Origin of the sequence: Paenibacillus sp. FSL P2-0089 (assembly GCF_038595095.1) — a bacterium.
Lineage (GTDB): Bacteria > Bacillota > Bacilli > Paenibacillales > Paenibacillaceae > Paenibacillus_AQ > Paenibacillus_AQ silagei.
This window is the reverse complement of the sequence record NZ_CP152006.1, coordinates 5,168,555-5,183,396: the sequence shown is the minus strand read 5'-3', so window position 1 is coordinate 5,183,396 and position 14,842 is coordinate 5,168,555. Positions and strand designations below refer to the sequence as shown.

Below are 14,842 nucleotides of genomic sequence, written 5' to 3'. Positions count from 1 at the left end.
ATGATTTTAGAGGGGGAGTACCATGCAGATTTCAATTACCGATGATTTCGCAGATGAACGTTTCCTGCAGTTCGTAAGGGATCACTTCTGCGGTGGCCGTGAATCCGTCTTCAGGAGCGATCTTGACACGGTGACTACGCTGAAGCTTGAGGGCTGCAAGTTCTCAAGTCTACAGGGGATCGAACAATTTACGGCGCTTCAGGAGCTGGATTGTTCGTATAATGAGTTAACCGTGCTTAACCTTAACCAGAATGCGGAACTCGTTACTGTGAACTGCCGGAGCAACCGGCTGATTGAGCTGAATACTCAGCCTAATCGGCTGTTGAAGGAACTGGACTGTAGCAGGAATCATATCCGTACTCTGGACCTTAGCCAGAATCATGCGCTGGAGACGCTGGAGTGTCATGAGAATATGTTGTCCAACTTAGAGTTAAGCAGCAATCCCCGGCTCAAGGTACTGAATTGCAGTTATAACTCGCTGCATGAATTGAAGCTTGGTGACAATACTGCGCTGGAGCGGGTCGATTGCGGCAGCAACTATATCATTGAGCTAGATATGGCAAGCTGTACAGAGCTGACGGAAATCCGCTGTAACCATAATCATTTAACCCGTCTGGACACCAGTGGCAATCCTTCACTTACGAGTCTGCGATGCTTCAATAATCATCTCACGAGTCTGGACCTCAGTCACAATCTGCAGTTGACCGAACTGTATTGCTCTGAGAACAAACTTACGGTACTGGATACGAGTCTTCATTCGCAGCTTGTACAACTGGATGTTGCCAATAACCTCATTACGCAGCCGGACCATAGGGTAGAGGGAGTAGGGATTTTTCAATATGATACTACCTTTACCTGTTATAAGGCGCAGCTTCAAATCAGGGGGAGTGAGCTTGCCGTTACAGCGGAAGTTCCCACCAAGGTCGCAATGAGAGGCTTGACTTCACAGATTCAAAAGGTGTGGGCCGGGCTGGAGGGGCTGCTTGACCGGGTATTGCAGCTAATTGCGGACACTCATCCTGATGAAGATGTGAATGAGCTGGTACTGGCCGACTTGACGTTTGCCGAAGACCACTCCTTCCGTATCGGCTACGATGCCGGGGATACACCGGCTGGTCAACTCTGCATCTATGCAGCATTTGACCATGAAGGTGAGCTGGCCGACCAGCTTAGTTATGAAATGTACTAAGCTGGTAAGCCGCAGGCTGTAACCCGCGGGCTGCAAAGCGCAAGGAGTAACCCGTAACCCCAAGCTGTAGGAGGTATGTCGCAAGCTGCACGCCGCAGGCCGCAAGGTTTTGCGGCTTTTTTCGGAGATTCAGAGGGATAATCCCTTTGAGTAGACCTAAAGTGTGCGGCAGGCGTGAGTGAGGAGCAAAAGTATACCTCAATCCGTCAAAAGTGGGCGGCGTGCGTGCATGTGGAGCATTTTTGCTGGAATGCTCGAAATGTCATACCTTTTCTCGAATACACGTAGTTTCTTTCACTACCGGGCTCTATCTATACTATTAAATGAAAGCGCTTCACAAGGAACAAATTTATGAGTGGGGAATGCTGGAACATTGGTGCAGAGAAGCAAGCTTGTATGAAGGGGAGCCGCAACATGAGCGCAGCAACAGCAAGCTTGCGTGTGATGGAAAGCCAGACTATCTGTACGTGAAAAGGTTGAATACGGCGACAAGGGGGATTATGGATGAGAAGGTTGCTAATGAGAGGAACGTTAACGAGAAGGTTACTCATGAAAAGCGGTTTGATGGCGTTAGTGCTACTGCTGCTGGTCAGCGGCTTGGGAGGAGTAGCCGAACGTGCCCGTGCTGCGGATGAATTCGACGGGATGCGGGAGAACCGGAAGGTAATGCTTACAGGAGGGCCCTCCCTGAATACGGCGGATGCTGATATTGCCGCAGCCCTTACCAAGCTGGGGAATGAAGCCAGCGGCTATTGGCAGACAATGAATACCTCGCCCGCCCGCACCTATCTGTGGAGCGATAATCCGGGCATCGGGAATTCGATTCATATCCGGGTGACCTATGAACGGCTGAAGATGATGGCGCTCGCGTATGCCACTACCGGCACGGCGCTGCATGAGAATAGTCAGCTCGGGAGCGATATCGTGGCTGCCCTCGATTATATGTACGCCACCAGATACCATGAGGGGGTAACGCCAACCGCTAGCGGAACAAGCAACTGGTGGGATTGGCAAATTGGCATTCCCTTGCAGCTTAACGATATAACGGTGCTGATGTATGACTCTTTAAGTCCGGCTCAGGTTAAGAATTATATGACAGCCGTGGAGCGCTTCTCGCCCGCCGTTACTTTGACAGGAGCTAACCGCACCTGGAAGGCGATGGTGGTGGGCGAGCGGGGCATCCTGGTCAAAGACGGGAGCAAGATCGCCGCAGCCCGCGACGGACTATCCTCTGTTTTCAATTATACGCTCAGCGGAGACGGCTTCTACCGGGATGGTTCATTCATTCAGCATAACAACATCCCCTACACCGGAGGTTATGGCATTGACCTGCTGCTGGCTGTCAGTGATCTGATGGTGATGCTTCACGGCTCCACCTGGCAGGTGACCGATCCCAAACAGTCCAATGTATGGGAATGGGTGTACAACTCGTATCAGCCGGTGATGTACAAGGGCGCCATGATGGATATGGTGCGCGGTCGGGAAATCTCCAGATATTACAGTCAGGACCATGAAGCGGGACACCGGGTGATGCAAGGTATTCTGCTGCTGTCCAAGATCGCACCGCCCGCTCCATCAGCCGATTTTAAAAGGATGCTTAAGGGCTGGATTCTATCGGATACGTTCAAGTCCTTCTATGCTGATGCCCCCGTACCCGCTATCGTTCAGGCCAAGACTATAACCGGGGACCCGTTGATTGAGCCGGCGGCTGAGCTTCTGAGTTATCAGCAGTTCGCAGCGATGGATCGGGCCGTTCAGCACAGGCCGGGCTATAGCTTCGGGCTTGCGATGTATTCCAGCCGGATCAGCAGCTATGAAGCGATTAACAGCGAGAACGCCAAAGCCTGGTATACCTCTGCCGGAATGACCAGCTTATACAACAATGATCTTGGTCAATACAGCGGTGACTACTGGCCGACCGTAGATAATTACCGCCTTCCGGGAACAACGGTGCTGTCCCAGACCTCTTCCGGCAGCCACACCAGCACCAGGCAGTGGACCGGCGGCACCGATATGCAGAATCTATATGGAAGCTCGGGTATGGATTTGCAGTACGCAGGCCGTACGCTTGGAGCCAAGAAATCCTGGTTTATGTTCGATGACGAAGTGATTGCTCTCGGTGCGGGAATCATCAGCACAGATAATATAGCTGTGGAGACTATCGTCGAGAACCGGAAGCTGAACACGGCGGGCAGCAATACACTAACTGTGAACGGTGAAGTGCAGCCTGCCACTTTGGGCGGGGCATCGACCCTGGATCAGGTGGAGTGGGCTCATTTGTCGGGAAGCACCGCCGGTGCGGATACGGGGTATTATTTTCCGCAGACGGTATCGCTTGCCGCTAAGAGAGAAGCCAGAACAGGAAACTGGAAGCAGATCAACCCCCGTCCGGTCACACCTTCCACGCCGATCACCCGCAATTATATGACCTTATGGCTGGATCATGGTGTCAATCCGAGTAACAGCGAATATCAATATGTCCTGCTGCCGGGCAAGACAGCCGCTCAAGTAGCCGCTTATGCTGCTGCTCCAGACATTGAAGTGCTTGCGAATTCATCCAGTGTCCAGGCGGTAAAAGAAACGAAGCTCGGCATTATCGGAGCGAATTTCTGGGAGGATGGGGTAAGCTCCACCGATCTGATTACCGTTAACAAGAAAGCGTCAGCCATGACCAGAGAAACAGAGGATACCTTGGAGCTGTCTGTCAGCGATCCGACACAGGCAGGCACCGGCGTGATTGAAGTGGAGCTGGACCGTTCAGCAAGCGGGTATACAGCCGACTCCGGGGTTACTGTAACGCAGCTCAGCCCGACCATCCGATTAACGGTGAATGTCAGCGCGGCCAAGGGCAAGACGTTCAAGGCTTCCTTTGACCTGGGCAGCGGCACGCCGCCGACCCTGCCTGGTGAAGAGGTTATTGTAGACAATAATGACACTACAGGAGTGCTGAAAACGGGAGGCTGGAAGACCGCTGCGGTGCAGACTGACCGGTACGGTGTCAACTATCTGCATGATGACAACAGCGGCAAAGGCAGCAAAAGTGTGACCTTCACACCAGACTTGCCCGTCACCGCCACCTACAGCGTCTATATGATGTGGCCGCAGCATATCAACCGGGCGACTGCGATTCCCGTTGAAGTCGTTCATTCCGGAGGGACGGCAACGCTGAATATAGATCAGACCACGAATGGCGGAGTCTGGAATCTGATCGGCACCTACTCCTTCACGGCAGGAACCTCTGGGAGTGTAACCATCCGTAACAGTGGAACGACCGGGTATGTCGCTGCCGATGCGGTGAGATTCGTGCGGAATCCATAAGTAAAGGAGGCTTTCCGTGTTCCGGCTCAGGAGAGGGTAAAGAGCCGTATCTGCTGACCTGTCTGTATGAAACTGTACAAGGCCCATGCAACTAGTGCATGGGCCTCTGCTGAGGTATTATCATTCTTATCAAAGAGTGGCAAAGATATTGTCAATTACCAGCCTGGTACAGGCTTATAGATCAACCTTCCAGTTCCCCAGCCGCTTGGCGATTTCCGGGTCCCGGTGGGAGAAGAACAGGCTCTCGCCCGTGTCGAGCGTAGCAATTTGAGCCATATCCTCTGCACTCAGCTCAAAATCAAAAATATCGAAGTTCTCGGCGATCCGCTCTCTACGCACGGACTTCGGAATCACCACAATATCGCGCTGAACCAGCCAGCGCAGCACATCTTGCGCAACGGATTTATTGTACTTACCGGCAATTTCGGACAGCACTCCGTTGCTGAACAAGTTGTTGCGTCCCTCTGCGAACGGTCCCCAGGACTGAATCTGGACACCTTGTTCCTTCATAAAAGCAGCGTTATCCGTCTGCTGAAGGAACGGATGTGTCTCCACCTGATTGACAGCGGGCACAATCTTATTGTGAACGATGAGGTCCATCAGGCGGTCAGGGAGGAAGTTGCTTACTCCGATGGCTCTGATTTTGCCTTCGTGATATAGTTCTTCCATCGCCCGCCATGCCCCGTAATAATCCCCAAACGGCTGGTGAATAAGGTACAGATCCAGGTAGTCCAGTCCCAGCTTCTTGAGGGACTTGGCGAACGCGAGCTTGGCACTGTCGTACCCGGCATCCTGAATCCAGAGCTTGGTGGTGATGAACAATTCTTCGCGCGGTACGCCGCTGCGCTTGATGGCCCGGCCTACCGCCTCTTCATTCAGATATCCAGCAGCGGTATCGATTAGGCGGTAGCCTGCCGTCAGTGCTTCATACACCGCAGTCTCACATTCTTCAGCATCGGGAATCTGGTAGACTCCGAAGCCGAGGATCGGCATTTTCACTCCATTATTCAAGGTTACAGTCTGCATGGACTTGTCCTCCTAAAGTCTCTTTAGTGTAATGGCAAACGGCTAGGCGTCTCGGAAAGTAATCCCGGACAGCAGGCACCCAGCGGGGATTCCCCTTGCTGCCGATTTGCTATATTATGAGCCTAACGCCTTCGTGTAACACGAAGTCAAGCAGGGGTTATTATATTTTTCAGGGAGCAGTAACATCATCAAATAAATACAAAAACAAATACAGGACCAGCCCCAGTGGCCGGTCCTGTATTTGTGCCCATCTTTAATCTGTCTATTCTAAGGAAACGGGGCGTTTTTTTCTGCACACGACCACCACATACAAAGGATTCATATCCTTAACTCTTCCGAGATCCATTAGCTCGTATCCGTTAATGACGGGATTGTCATAAGGCGTGGTTGTAGGAGGCATTGCTCTCGCATTTCTGACAACTTGGGCTTGGAAGGCTGAATAATCGGAGACGAAGGTTTGACCGTACAACTCCAGGATATCATATTCTTTCAGTAACTCCCCCACAAGCTCAGTAATCGTATATTCATATTTGTGATAATGATTTCTTGGCTGTTCCACGAAGTAGCCAGCAGGGTTCGCTATGCTGCGGTTAGGTGTAGAGACAATAAAGATTCCGTCATCCTTGAGAAGTCTGGCGGATTCTTTAATCCATACACTGCCATCATCGATGTGCTCAATGGTCTCAAAGGAAACAACGACATCAAAGCTATTGTCTTCAAGTTCAAGCTTGTTGACATTTCCGTAAGCATAATCAATCTGATCATGACCATATGTTTTGCGCGCATTAGATAAGCTGGCTTCATCGATATCTACGCCAAGAATATGACTTGCACCGGCCACCTGCAGCATTTTACTCCCATACCCTGCCCCACAGGCAGCATCCAGCACCCTTTTATCCTTGACAAACTTTTGGGCTAATTTGTATCTGTTCAAATGTTCTTCCAGCACATCTCCGTGATTCTTTTTGACGGCATCGTTAATGACAACCCGTTCTCCTGTGAAAATTACATCGTTTTGTTCAGTATTCAGTATTTCGGAGTTGATATCTATGGAATTTGTGTCGTTTCCCCCCACTACTTCAGCCTCGGGATGAGCCTTCGAAGAGGGAGCTTCGATTCTGCGGAACAAAGATTCAAAATACTTTTGATTGTATACTATACTTGGATGATCGGGATTATATTTTTGGGCTATTTTATGATGGTGAAAGGCCTTCTCGTGTTCGCCTGATGATTCATAACAGACACATAATTGTAAATGGGGGAGCCAGTTGGCAAAAGAGGCATCATAGTTTATGTGTTCATGTGCAATGGTTTCTTGGGTAGCCATATCAAACCAGAAAATAGCCATATTCAATTGGCTTTTCTGCATGAATGCAGTGCCGATTTTGTAACAGATCACGGGATGGGGAATTCCATAAGCAAAGGATTGGAATGCTGCTAACAAGGCTTTATTTATATCCCCAGCAGCAATGTAACAATCCGAGAGTCTACCATAGGCCTCATAGGTTTCTTCATTCAACGTCTTTGCTTCCAAAAGAAACTTTTCATAGAACACAGCGGCGTTCTCATAATTTTTCTGGTTATATAGAAAGTTGGCATAATTCATTAAATTGGACATCTGAGATTCCTGTGAATCTGGCTGATGGTTTGCCTGAAGTGTGTCCGGTTTATGCATACTAAATCCCTCCTTAGCTTTGTGCCAGAGCTTTTATACTTGCAATTCGCAGCAGGACATCTTCGAAATAGGACTCTTCTCCATAAAATTCTCTAAAGAGGTCCTCAAAGTCATCGGTAAAAACAGGGGCGTGATCACGCATGATTCCTGTGTACCAAGGGAGAATGTAATTGTAGAGAGCAGCTAGTTTCTCTTGCTGCACATCTACCTCGCTTAATCCTTTACCAATGAAATGATGCAAAATAGTCTGATAACTACGGAAGACGACTTCCCCGAGATTGTATCCTGAAGGAGGATTTCCGGAAAAATTAAACATTCTCCGGTTCACCACGCAAAAGCTAGGGTTTCTGGTTAAAATTTCGTACTGCATATAAGCTTGATTTAGCGATAAATCGATATAACGGAAGGGCTTTTCAATTTGTTCAAAATCTTCCCTTCGTAGAATGATGCCGGAAATAAAGGTACACATAATACCTGAGGTTCGAAGATAGGCGGGTGCACCTTCTGCAGTATAAACCTGGCCATCATGGTTATGCACATTCAAATATATAATTCCGCACTGCATATGATCATGGATGACATCAAGTAGAGAAGGGATTGAATCCTCCACAAAATAATCATCATCACCCTGCCATTTTATAAACTTGCCCCTTGCCAGTTGGGCTACAAGATATATATTGCGGTCGCCCCCTATGTTCGTGCTGTTTCTGAAGGATTTGAGGCTAGGATAACGGCTGGCATAACGTGCAATCACTTGTGGAGTAGCGTCGGTGGAGGCATTGTCACAGACAATTACTTCTACCCGGCTATCGTTCTGTAATTGACTGAATATGCAAGAAAGACAGAGATCAAGGTAGATTGCGCGGTTATAAGTCGGAATGCAAATGGAGAGAAGCGGAGTAGATTCCGGTGTGCCGGAACTCAAGCCCGCAGTTCGCGGTTGGAGCTTAGCCGTCTCCTGCTGCAGAATTTGTGCCGGGGATCCGCCTGCCACACAGTAATCCGGAAGATCTTGCTCAACAACACTTCCAGGCTGGATTACACAGTGCTTGCCTATTCGGATATTACCTGCAATAACAGTTCCATCACCTATTTGTGTGCCTTCTCCGATGATAACTTCTCCAGTGCTGTCCATCCATCCTTGTGCTAAGACCGGCAATCCTACCTGACGATACTCATGCCTTGCGTCTGATATACTAACTTTACTGCCAATAGTGACACGAGGCTTGATTTCAATACGGTTTAGGGCTTGAAGAGTGAGTCCTTGCTCACATCTGCAATCATCTCCTATAATAATTTTGGGTACAGGCAAAGAATCTTGTAATGTGGACTGTATGCAGTAATCATCTTTGATTGTTACCCTGTCGCCAATGAGAACGAACTCGGGATGATGAAATTGTCCGATGGGAGAGATATCTGTGCTTTTGCCACAGTAAAAGAAACTAGAAACTGGTTTAGGCTCTAAAGAGTGCGACATAACCCATTAACTTCCTTCCTAAATTAGGATTGGCGTATTGCTTTCATGATGGCAAGGCCATCCTCATAATAGGGTTCATCTTGATAGTATTTTTTGTAGATCTCTTCAAACTCATCAGTAGTCACAGTTGCCTTATTATTCCGAAACCATGGAATGGTATAGTGATAAAATGTTTGTTTTTTCTCTCTGGAAATTTCTTCAGCAGTCAAACCAGTGCCCAAGAAATGGCTAAGGATAGACGGATACCCGTTAAAAAAAACTTCAGCAAAACTGTATTTAGGATTGTAAGCACCGCCATAACCGAAGATACTATCGTACATGATGCAGAAGTTCGGGTTATCCTTTAATATAGAATATTGAAGATATAACTGATTGAATTTAGAGGTCATGAATAGCGCCGGGTTCTCGATCTTCTCCAAATCCTCACGTCTTAGAACAACAGAACTGATAAAAGCCGCATAAAGGGTGGTTGCGGCCAGGAAATTACTCATGCCGGAGTCCAGGCGGGGAGGCCTATTTCCGTTAATTAGACTAATATGGAAGACTCCACATTCCGGATGGCTGTGCAGTACATGAAGCAGTGGCATAAGCTTGCCGGGCAGAAAATAATCATCATCGCCTTGCATTTTTACAAATTTCCCTCTCCCCAGCTGTAATACATGAAGAATATTAGAATCTCCGCCAATGTTTGTGTCATTGCGTACTGACTTCATATTGGAGTACAGGGCCATATACTTGTCTATGATCGCTGGCGTGGCATCTGTGGAGGCGTTATCGGATACTACCACTTCGATCAGCTCATTATTTCCGATCTGAGCATAAATCGACTGGAGGCAAGCGTCAAGATAAGGCGCGCGGTTGTAAGTTGGGATACAGATTGATAACAGGGGGAGGCGGCTTCGGGCAGTAAGAATAGCCTGGGCCTGATCATGAGCAGACACATCCACCCAGCTCCCGGAGGAAGTCTCATAAATCTGCACAATTGATGCGGGATTACCTGAAACCACGCAATAGTCGGGAACATTGTCCAAAACCATGCTGTTTGCCTTAACTACGCTCCCAGCTCCAATACGTATATTCCCGGATAGGCGGCAGTTTGCTCCGATCCAGGAGCCTTCTCCAATGGTAATATCCCCTTCCATTAGAACGTTGGAATGGATCAGAACATTTGGCTCTAAGATAATCCTGGGGTGAGCTGTGATCTGGACACTTCTGTTGATTTGACAACCGTCTCCTATAGAGATAACTGGACTATCGCCAGAAATTCCGTGATTCACATCTTTCGGCTGGATAGCATATGGAGCTTGAATAGAGACGTTGTTTCCTATAGAAATTAGCTCTGGAGACTCAAATATGCCTCCCTGCTGAACAAAGGTGTTGCTTCCGAAATGCGCAAATCGCTCAGAGAATTCAAGCGGAATGTATAAGGCCAAGGCTGATTCTCCTTCCATACTTCAAATCTGGATTCGTACCCGCTGCTCTGTCTTCTAATTCATATGGGGCCGGTTCCTAAAGTATGATGAGTATACTGAAAAATACCGGATTTGCTGGACATTGTGGATTTTCCAGATAGTCAGTTGTTTCCGTGAAGATATCGGAGCTAAATTATCTTTTTTTAAGGAGGATTAACATGTATACAGTCAAAGAAGCGGCTTCCATGACGGGACTTACTGAACATGCTGTACGTTTCTATACGGATAAAGGGCTGGTGCCAAGTATTCAGCGGAACAAAAACAACATCCGGATGTTCGACGACGAATCGATCAACTGGCTGTACGGGATTAGGTGCCTCAAGCAGACCGGCCTCCCCATTGAAAGCATCAAAACCTATGTCGATCTCTGTCTCGAAGGGGATTCGACCATTGCGCAGCGCTTTGCCATGATGATGGAATACAGGGAAGCCGCACTCCTTCAGCTGGAAGAAGCCAAGCAGCGCGTTGCCCATCTGGAAGAGAAGGCCCTTCAATATCAGGCTATTCTGGAGCAGCGCATCCCGGACCTGACCAATCCCGGCAACTGGGGCAAGCTGCTGGAGCAGGGCGTCAAGGTTCCGGCGCGCCGGAAGAGAGTGGTGCGGTCTTCTTAGCAGCCAGGGGAATACTCCCCAGCAGCTGGGGGGATACCTATATTAGGTAACCAACCAAGCACACCCCAGCCATCAATCGACTTCTTTCGCCAACATTCGTCAATCCTTTGGCCGTTCACCTTGACACAGTGTATACCCCGTGACATAATAATTCCAGACTAAATGACTATGATAAGTTGGACATCATAGGACAACGAGAGAGAGCTTTTACTAGATGAGGGGGAAGTTATAATGAAGAAGAAATTTGTGCCAGGCGTTCTGATTGTGTTGCTCGGGTTGGTCCTTGCAGGCTGCGGTAATGGAAATAAGAATAACGCAGGCTCAGCTGAGACAAATGGTGCTGGAGCAGGTACGAAGACCATTATTGCTGCTACGAGCGGGGTCAGTAACCCTTTTAGCTACGAGAAGGACGGGCAGTTGACAGGTTACGATGTGGAAGTAATGAAGGCGATCTTCAAAGACCTTCCGGAATATAAGCTAGAGGTTCAAGCGATTGAATTCGAAGGGATTCTGACCGGTCTGGACAATGGACGTTTCCAGCTGGGGGCGAACAATTTCAGCTCCAACCCCGAGAGACGCGGCAAGTACAATTTCTCACTCCCGATTATTGAGAATGCGAATGTATTCGTAGTCCGCAAGGACGATAATACCCTTAAGGCGGTAGAAGACCTGAAGGGCTATAAAGCCGTAACAGAAGTAGGTAACTCCGGTGCCACACTGCTGGAGAATTATAATGAAGCGAACGCGGATGCCAAAGCAGAGATTATCTACACTGACGAGAATTTCGTGAAGCAGTTCGAAGGCATTGAAGCCGGCAAATACGATGTGCGCATCATTTCCCGTGTCTCTGCCGAGAAGGCCATCAAGGAGCATGGCTTCACCAATCTGAAGGTCGTTGCGTTCTCTACAGAGAATAGTGATCCAGGATCTTATATCCTGCTCTCCAAGTCTGCAGACAGCACCCTGCTGGATACCGTTAACAAGAGAATCAAGGAAATGTATGCAGACGGCACCCTGCTGAAGATTAGCCAAGAGCAGCTTGGCGGCGACTATTTGCCTAAGAAAGAGCTAATGGAGTAACCGAAGGAAGGTGATCGCATGAAATTTCTAGTCTCGGGAGATGCATTGTTCTCCAGCAGTAATTTAGATAAGACGATGGACCCGGAGCTGCTGGCATTGCTGCAAGGGGCCGATGAAGCTTTTACCAATGCAGAGTTCGTGACCCCGCGCCTGAATACCGCTCCGGCGGCAGGCCGCGGCTACCAGACCAGTGTGCGCCCCAAGGCGCTGGACGAATTCGGGAAGCTCAATATCCGTTATGTGAGCTTTGCGAATAATCATACGGGGGACTACGGGACCCAGGGTCTTGTGGATACGATCGAAGAGGCAGAAGCCCGTGGTCTGACCCCGCTTGGGGTGGGGATGAGCCTGCATGAAGCGCGCAAGCCGGTGTTCGTCGATACGGCAGATGGTCGGATTGCCATCATCACTATCGATGTGACGAGAAGCGAGGTGTTCGCTGCTTCGAATCCGGGGAACGGCGTGCCCGCCCGTCCGGGCGTTAACCCGCTCCGCTGGTCGCGGACCTATGTCGTGAATGATCAGGACTTCAGCACCTTGAAGGAGATCAGTGAACGCATCGGCATCGCTTCCAGCATGGAGGAAGGCAAGCGGATTGAGACCTTCAAGAGCAAATCGGAGAATTACTATGAATTCGGTTCATTTTTTGAAGGCTATTTAACCTTCGAGAAGGGTGAACAGTCCCGCGTCAAGACAGCAGCGCATGAGCTGGATCAGCAGGAAATCTACCGCAGCATCCAGGATGCCGCGGAGCGCAGTGACTATGTTTTTGTCAGCTTGCACACGCATGAAGGGGAGAATGAGAACTGGTACTCCGATTATCCCGCAGAGTTCATTGAGACCTTCGCACGGGGGGCGGTGGATGCCGGAGCGAGCTGTGTCTTCGGACATGGCGCCCACTTCACCAGAGGGGTGGAGCTGTACAAGGGCCAACCTATTTTTTATAACATAGGCAGTCTGTTCATGGAGTTCGAGGCAGGGGAGTCAATTGTATCTCCAGAGATGTTCACCGCCTACGGATATGCCGAGAATGAAGCTCCTTCTACCCTGCACAAGAACAGAACCAAGGATAGCGAAGGGAACTGGCAGGGCTTCTACAGCGACCGCAAGTTCTCGGAGAACTTCCTGGTCATGTTTGATCTGAGTGTGGAGGACAAGCGGTTCAGCTATGAGCTGATTCCGATTGATCTCAGGCTTACCCATGAGACAGTGACCAAGCGTGGCTTGCCTGTATTGGCATCCGATGAAGCAGCGGCCTCCCTGGTGGAGCGGTTGAATGCGGTAAGCAACGAACGGTATCATACTGAAATTATCTATGAGGGCAGACGGTTAATCGTGAGACCGTGTTAGGCTGTCGCCCTGTAAATTGAACGTGGAAGGAAGTCAATCGGTATGGGAGAGATTTTTGATATCAACGCGGTGTTCTCAGCGATTCCTCGCCTGTTAGAGGTCCTTCCTGTGAGTCTGCAGATTACGGTCATCTCGATGATCGTCGGCCTTGTGTTTGCGCTGTTATTTGCCATTATCCGTATGCGCCGAATTCCCGTGTTAAGCCAGCTGGTCACAGTCTTCATCTCGTTCATCCGTGGAACGCCGATCATTGTGCAGCTGTACCTGACCTATAACGGAATTCCGTTGTTATTAAAATTCATTAATCAGCAGTACGGGACGGATTATAATATCAATGCCATTCCGGCGATGATCTTCGTGCTGGTCACCTTCGCGTTCAATGAAGCGGCGTACAACTCGGAGACGATCCGCGCTGCGCTGCAGTCGGTGAACAAGGGCCAGATCGAGGCCGCTGAATCCCTGGGGATGACGTATCTTCAGGTGCTCAGAAGAGTCATCGTTCCGCAGGCGCTGGTGGTGGCGATTCCGCCGCTGGGCAATGCATTGATCGGATTGCTCAAGGGAACCTCCCTAGCCTTCGTAGCAGGTGTAATCGAAATGACGGCTAAGGGGAAAATTATCTCCGGCAGCAACTTCCGGTTCTTCGAGGTGTATCTCGCATTGGCGATCATCTACTGGATCATGACAATTCTGATTGAGCAGATTCTGAGATTCCTGGAGAAAAGATTCTCCATTCCGGACTCCGCTGCCGGGGCCATGAACCGCGGCTGGTTCTCTTGGGGAAGGAGAGAGATCTGATGATAAAGGTAAGCAATTTATCCAAGTCATTTCACGGTAATCTGATTCTGGACGATCTCTCCGTCGAGATTAACAAGGGAGATGTTGTAGCCATCATCGGTTCGTCCGGTGCGGGTAAGTCCACCTTCCTGCGTTCGCTCAACTGCCTGGAGCAGGCAGATCAGGGAATGCTGGATCTCGAAGGCTTCAAGGTCGATTTCAGCACGATCACGAACAAGCAGCGGCTGGAGCTGCGGAAGCAGACAGCGATGGTCTTCCAGCAGTTCAATCTGTTCCAGCATCGGACGGCACTGGATAATGTGAAGGAAGGCCTGAAGATTGTGAAGCGGATGAACGACCGCGAGGCCGCGCAGATTGCACAGAAACAGCTAGAGCAGGTAGGTCTTGCTGAGCGTGCTCATTATTATCCGAAGCATCTGTCTGGCGGCCAGCAGCAGCGGGTAGGCATTGCCCGCGCGCTGGCGATGAATCCGAAGCTGCTGCTGCTGGACGAGCCTACCTCAGCGCTTGACCCTGAGCTGGTGGGCGAGGTGCTGCAGACGATCAAGAAGACCGCGTCTACCGGTCAGACGATGATTCTCGTGTCCCATGAGATGAGCTTTGTGTATGAGGTGGCCAACAAGGTGCTGTTCTTGGACAAAGGTAAAATCGTCGAGGAGGGGACGCCGGACGAGGTGTTCAATCATCCGAAGTCCGAGCGCGCCAAGGAATTCCTTCAGAATTATTTCCGTAATAAATCGAGTATTTAATTAGAGTAGTTCACAGTCAAAACCCCGGAGAGAGCGCGAGCTTGCGCTTTCCCGGGGTTTTGTGGTGAAGAAGTGTAAGGACTTCCCCGGAGGA

The 14,842-nt window shown here is 49.6% G+C and carries 11 protein-coding genes; 7 read left to right on the top strand and 4 right to left on the bottom strand.

All coding sequences use genetic code 11. The features are described 5' to 3' along the window. Window positions 1-22 precede the first annotated feature (22 nt). Together NST69_RS21705 and NST69_RS21700 are read left to right on the top strand one after the other, a co-directional pair. Window positions 23-1,189, top strand: a complete 1,167-nt coding sequence (locus NST69_RS21705; RefSeq protein ID WP_342547090.1) for a leucine-rich repeat domain-containing protein — start codon at window positions 23-25, stop codon at window positions 1,187-1,189. A 549-nt stretch (window positions 1,190-1,738) separates the two neighbouring features. Continuing rightward, entirely contained in the window at window positions 1,739-4,507 is a 2,769-nt protein-coding gene (locus tag NST69_RS21700; protein ID WP_342547089.1) for a polysaccharide lyase family 8 super-sandwich domain-containing protein, read from the top strand. A gap of 174 nt (window positions 4,508-4,681) precedes the next feature. Here the strand turns inward: NST69_RS21700 and NST69_RS21695 are convergent, their stop codons facing one another. The 4 genes from NST69_RS21695 to NST69_RS21680 form a co-directional block, all read right to left on the bottom strand. Further along, entirely contained in the window at window positions 4,682-5,533 is an 852-nt protein-coding gene (locus NST69_RS21695) for an aldo/keto reductase (protein WP_342547088.1), read from the bottom strand. A gap of 262 nt (window positions 5,534-5,795) precedes the next feature. Then, the gene (locus NST69_RS21690) at window positions 5,796-7,208 is read right to left on the bottom strand and encodes a class I SAM-dependent methyltransferase (protein WP_342547087.1); all 1,413 of its coding nucleotides are present in this window, start codon (window positions 7,206-7,208) and stop codon (window positions 5,796-5,798) included. 13 nt (window positions 7,209-7,221) lie between these two features. Continuing rightward, window positions 7,222-8,685, bottom strand: coding sequence for a glycosyltransferase (locus NST69_RS21685; protein ID WP_036724030.1), 1,464 nt, complete (start codon window positions 8,683-8,685; stop codon window positions 7,222-7,224). 23 nt (window positions 8,686-8,708) lie between these two features. Further along, window positions 8,709-10,118, bottom strand: coding sequence for a glycosyltransferase (locus NST69_RS21680; protein ID WP_342547086.1), 1,410 nt, complete (start codon window positions 10,116-10,118; stop codon window positions 8,709-8,711). Between the two features lie 197 nt (window positions 10,119-10,315). Between NST69_RS21680 and NST69_RS21675 the strand changes: the two genes are divergently transcribed. The 5 genes from NST69_RS21675 (at window position 10,316) to NST69_RS21655 (ending at window position 14,748) form a co-directional block, all read left to right on the top strand. Further along, entirely contained in the window at window positions 10,316-10,771 is a 456-nt protein-coding gene (locus NST69_RS21675; RefSeq protein ID WP_342547085.1) for a MerR family transcriptional regulator, read from the top strand. A gap of 231 nt (window positions 10,772-11,002) precedes the next feature. Next, window positions 11,003-11,851 carry a transporter substrate-binding domain-containing protein gene (locus NST69_RS21670; RefSeq protein WP_342547084.1) on the top strand — a complete coding sequence of 283 codons (849 nt, stop codon included), beginning with the start codon at window positions 11,003-11,005 and terminating at the stop codon, window positions 11,849-11,851. A gap of 18 nt (window positions 11,852-11,869) precedes the next feature. Further along, complete coding sequence (locus NST69_RS21665) at window positions 11,870-13,201, top strand: CapA family protein (protein ID WP_340979828.1); 1,332 nt, start codon at window positions 11,870-11,872, stop codon at window positions 13,199-13,201. A gap of 42 nt (window positions 13,202-13,243) precedes the next feature. Then, window positions 13,244-13,999, top strand: a complete 756-nt coding sequence (locus NST69_RS21660) for an amino acid ABC transporter permease (RefSeq protein ID WP_036724022.1) — start codon at window positions 13,244-13,246, stop codon at window positions 13,997-13,999. Continuing rightward, a complete protein-coding gene (locus tag NST69_RS21655; RefSeq protein ID WP_339249971.1) occupies window positions 13,999-14,748 on the top strand; it encodes an amino acid ABC transporter ATP-binding protein in 750 nt (249 codons plus the stop codon). The genes NST69_RS21660 and NST69_RS21655 overlap by 1 nt, the downstream gene beginning before the upstream one ends. The last annotated feature ends 94 nt before the right edge of the window (window positions 14,749-14,842 follow it).

Excerpts from the sequence above, each read along its gene's own strand:
- NST69_RS21690 (WP_342547087.1), bottom strand. The coding sequence starts at position 7,208 with ATGCATAAACCGGACACACTTCAGGCAAACCATCAGCCAGATTCACAG.
- NST69_RS21660 (WP_036724022.1), top strand. The coding sequence starts at position 13,244 with ATGGGAGAGATTTTTGATATCAACGCGGTGTTCTCAGCGATTCCTCGC.
- NST69_RS21670 (WP_342547084.1), top strand. The coding sequence starts at position 11,003 with ATGAAGAAGAAATTTGTGCCAGGCGTTCTGATTGTGTTGCTCGGGTTG.
- NST69_RS21695 (WP_342547088.1), bottom strand. The coding sequence starts at position 5,533 with ATGCAGACTGTAACCTTGAATAATGGAGTGAAAATGCCGATCCTCGGC.
- NST69_RS21700 (WP_342547089.1), top strand. The coding sequence starts at position 1,739 with ATGAAAAGCGGTTTGATGGCGTTAGTGCTACTGCTGCTGGTCAGCGGC.
- NST69_RS21705 (WP_342547090.1), top strand. The coding sequence starts at position 23 with ATGCAGATTTCAATTACCGATGATTTCGCAGATGAACGTTTCCTGCAG.
- NST69_RS21675 (WP_342547085.1), top strand. The coding sequence starts at position 10,316 with ATGTATACAGTCAAAGAAGCGGCTTCCATGACGGGACTTACTGAACAT.
- NST69_RS21665 (WP_340979828.1), top strand. The coding sequence starts at position 11,870 with ATGAAATTTCTAGTCTCGGGAGATGCATTGTTCTCCAGCAGTAATTTA.
- NST69_RS21655 (WP_339249971.1), top strand. The coding sequence starts at position 13,999 with ATGATAAAGGTAAGCAATTTATCCAAGTCATTTCACGGTAATCTGATT.
- NST69_RS21685 (WP_036724030.1), bottom strand. The coding sequence starts at position 8,685 with ATGTCGCACTCTTTAGAGCCTAAACCAGTTTCTAGTTTCTTTTACTGT.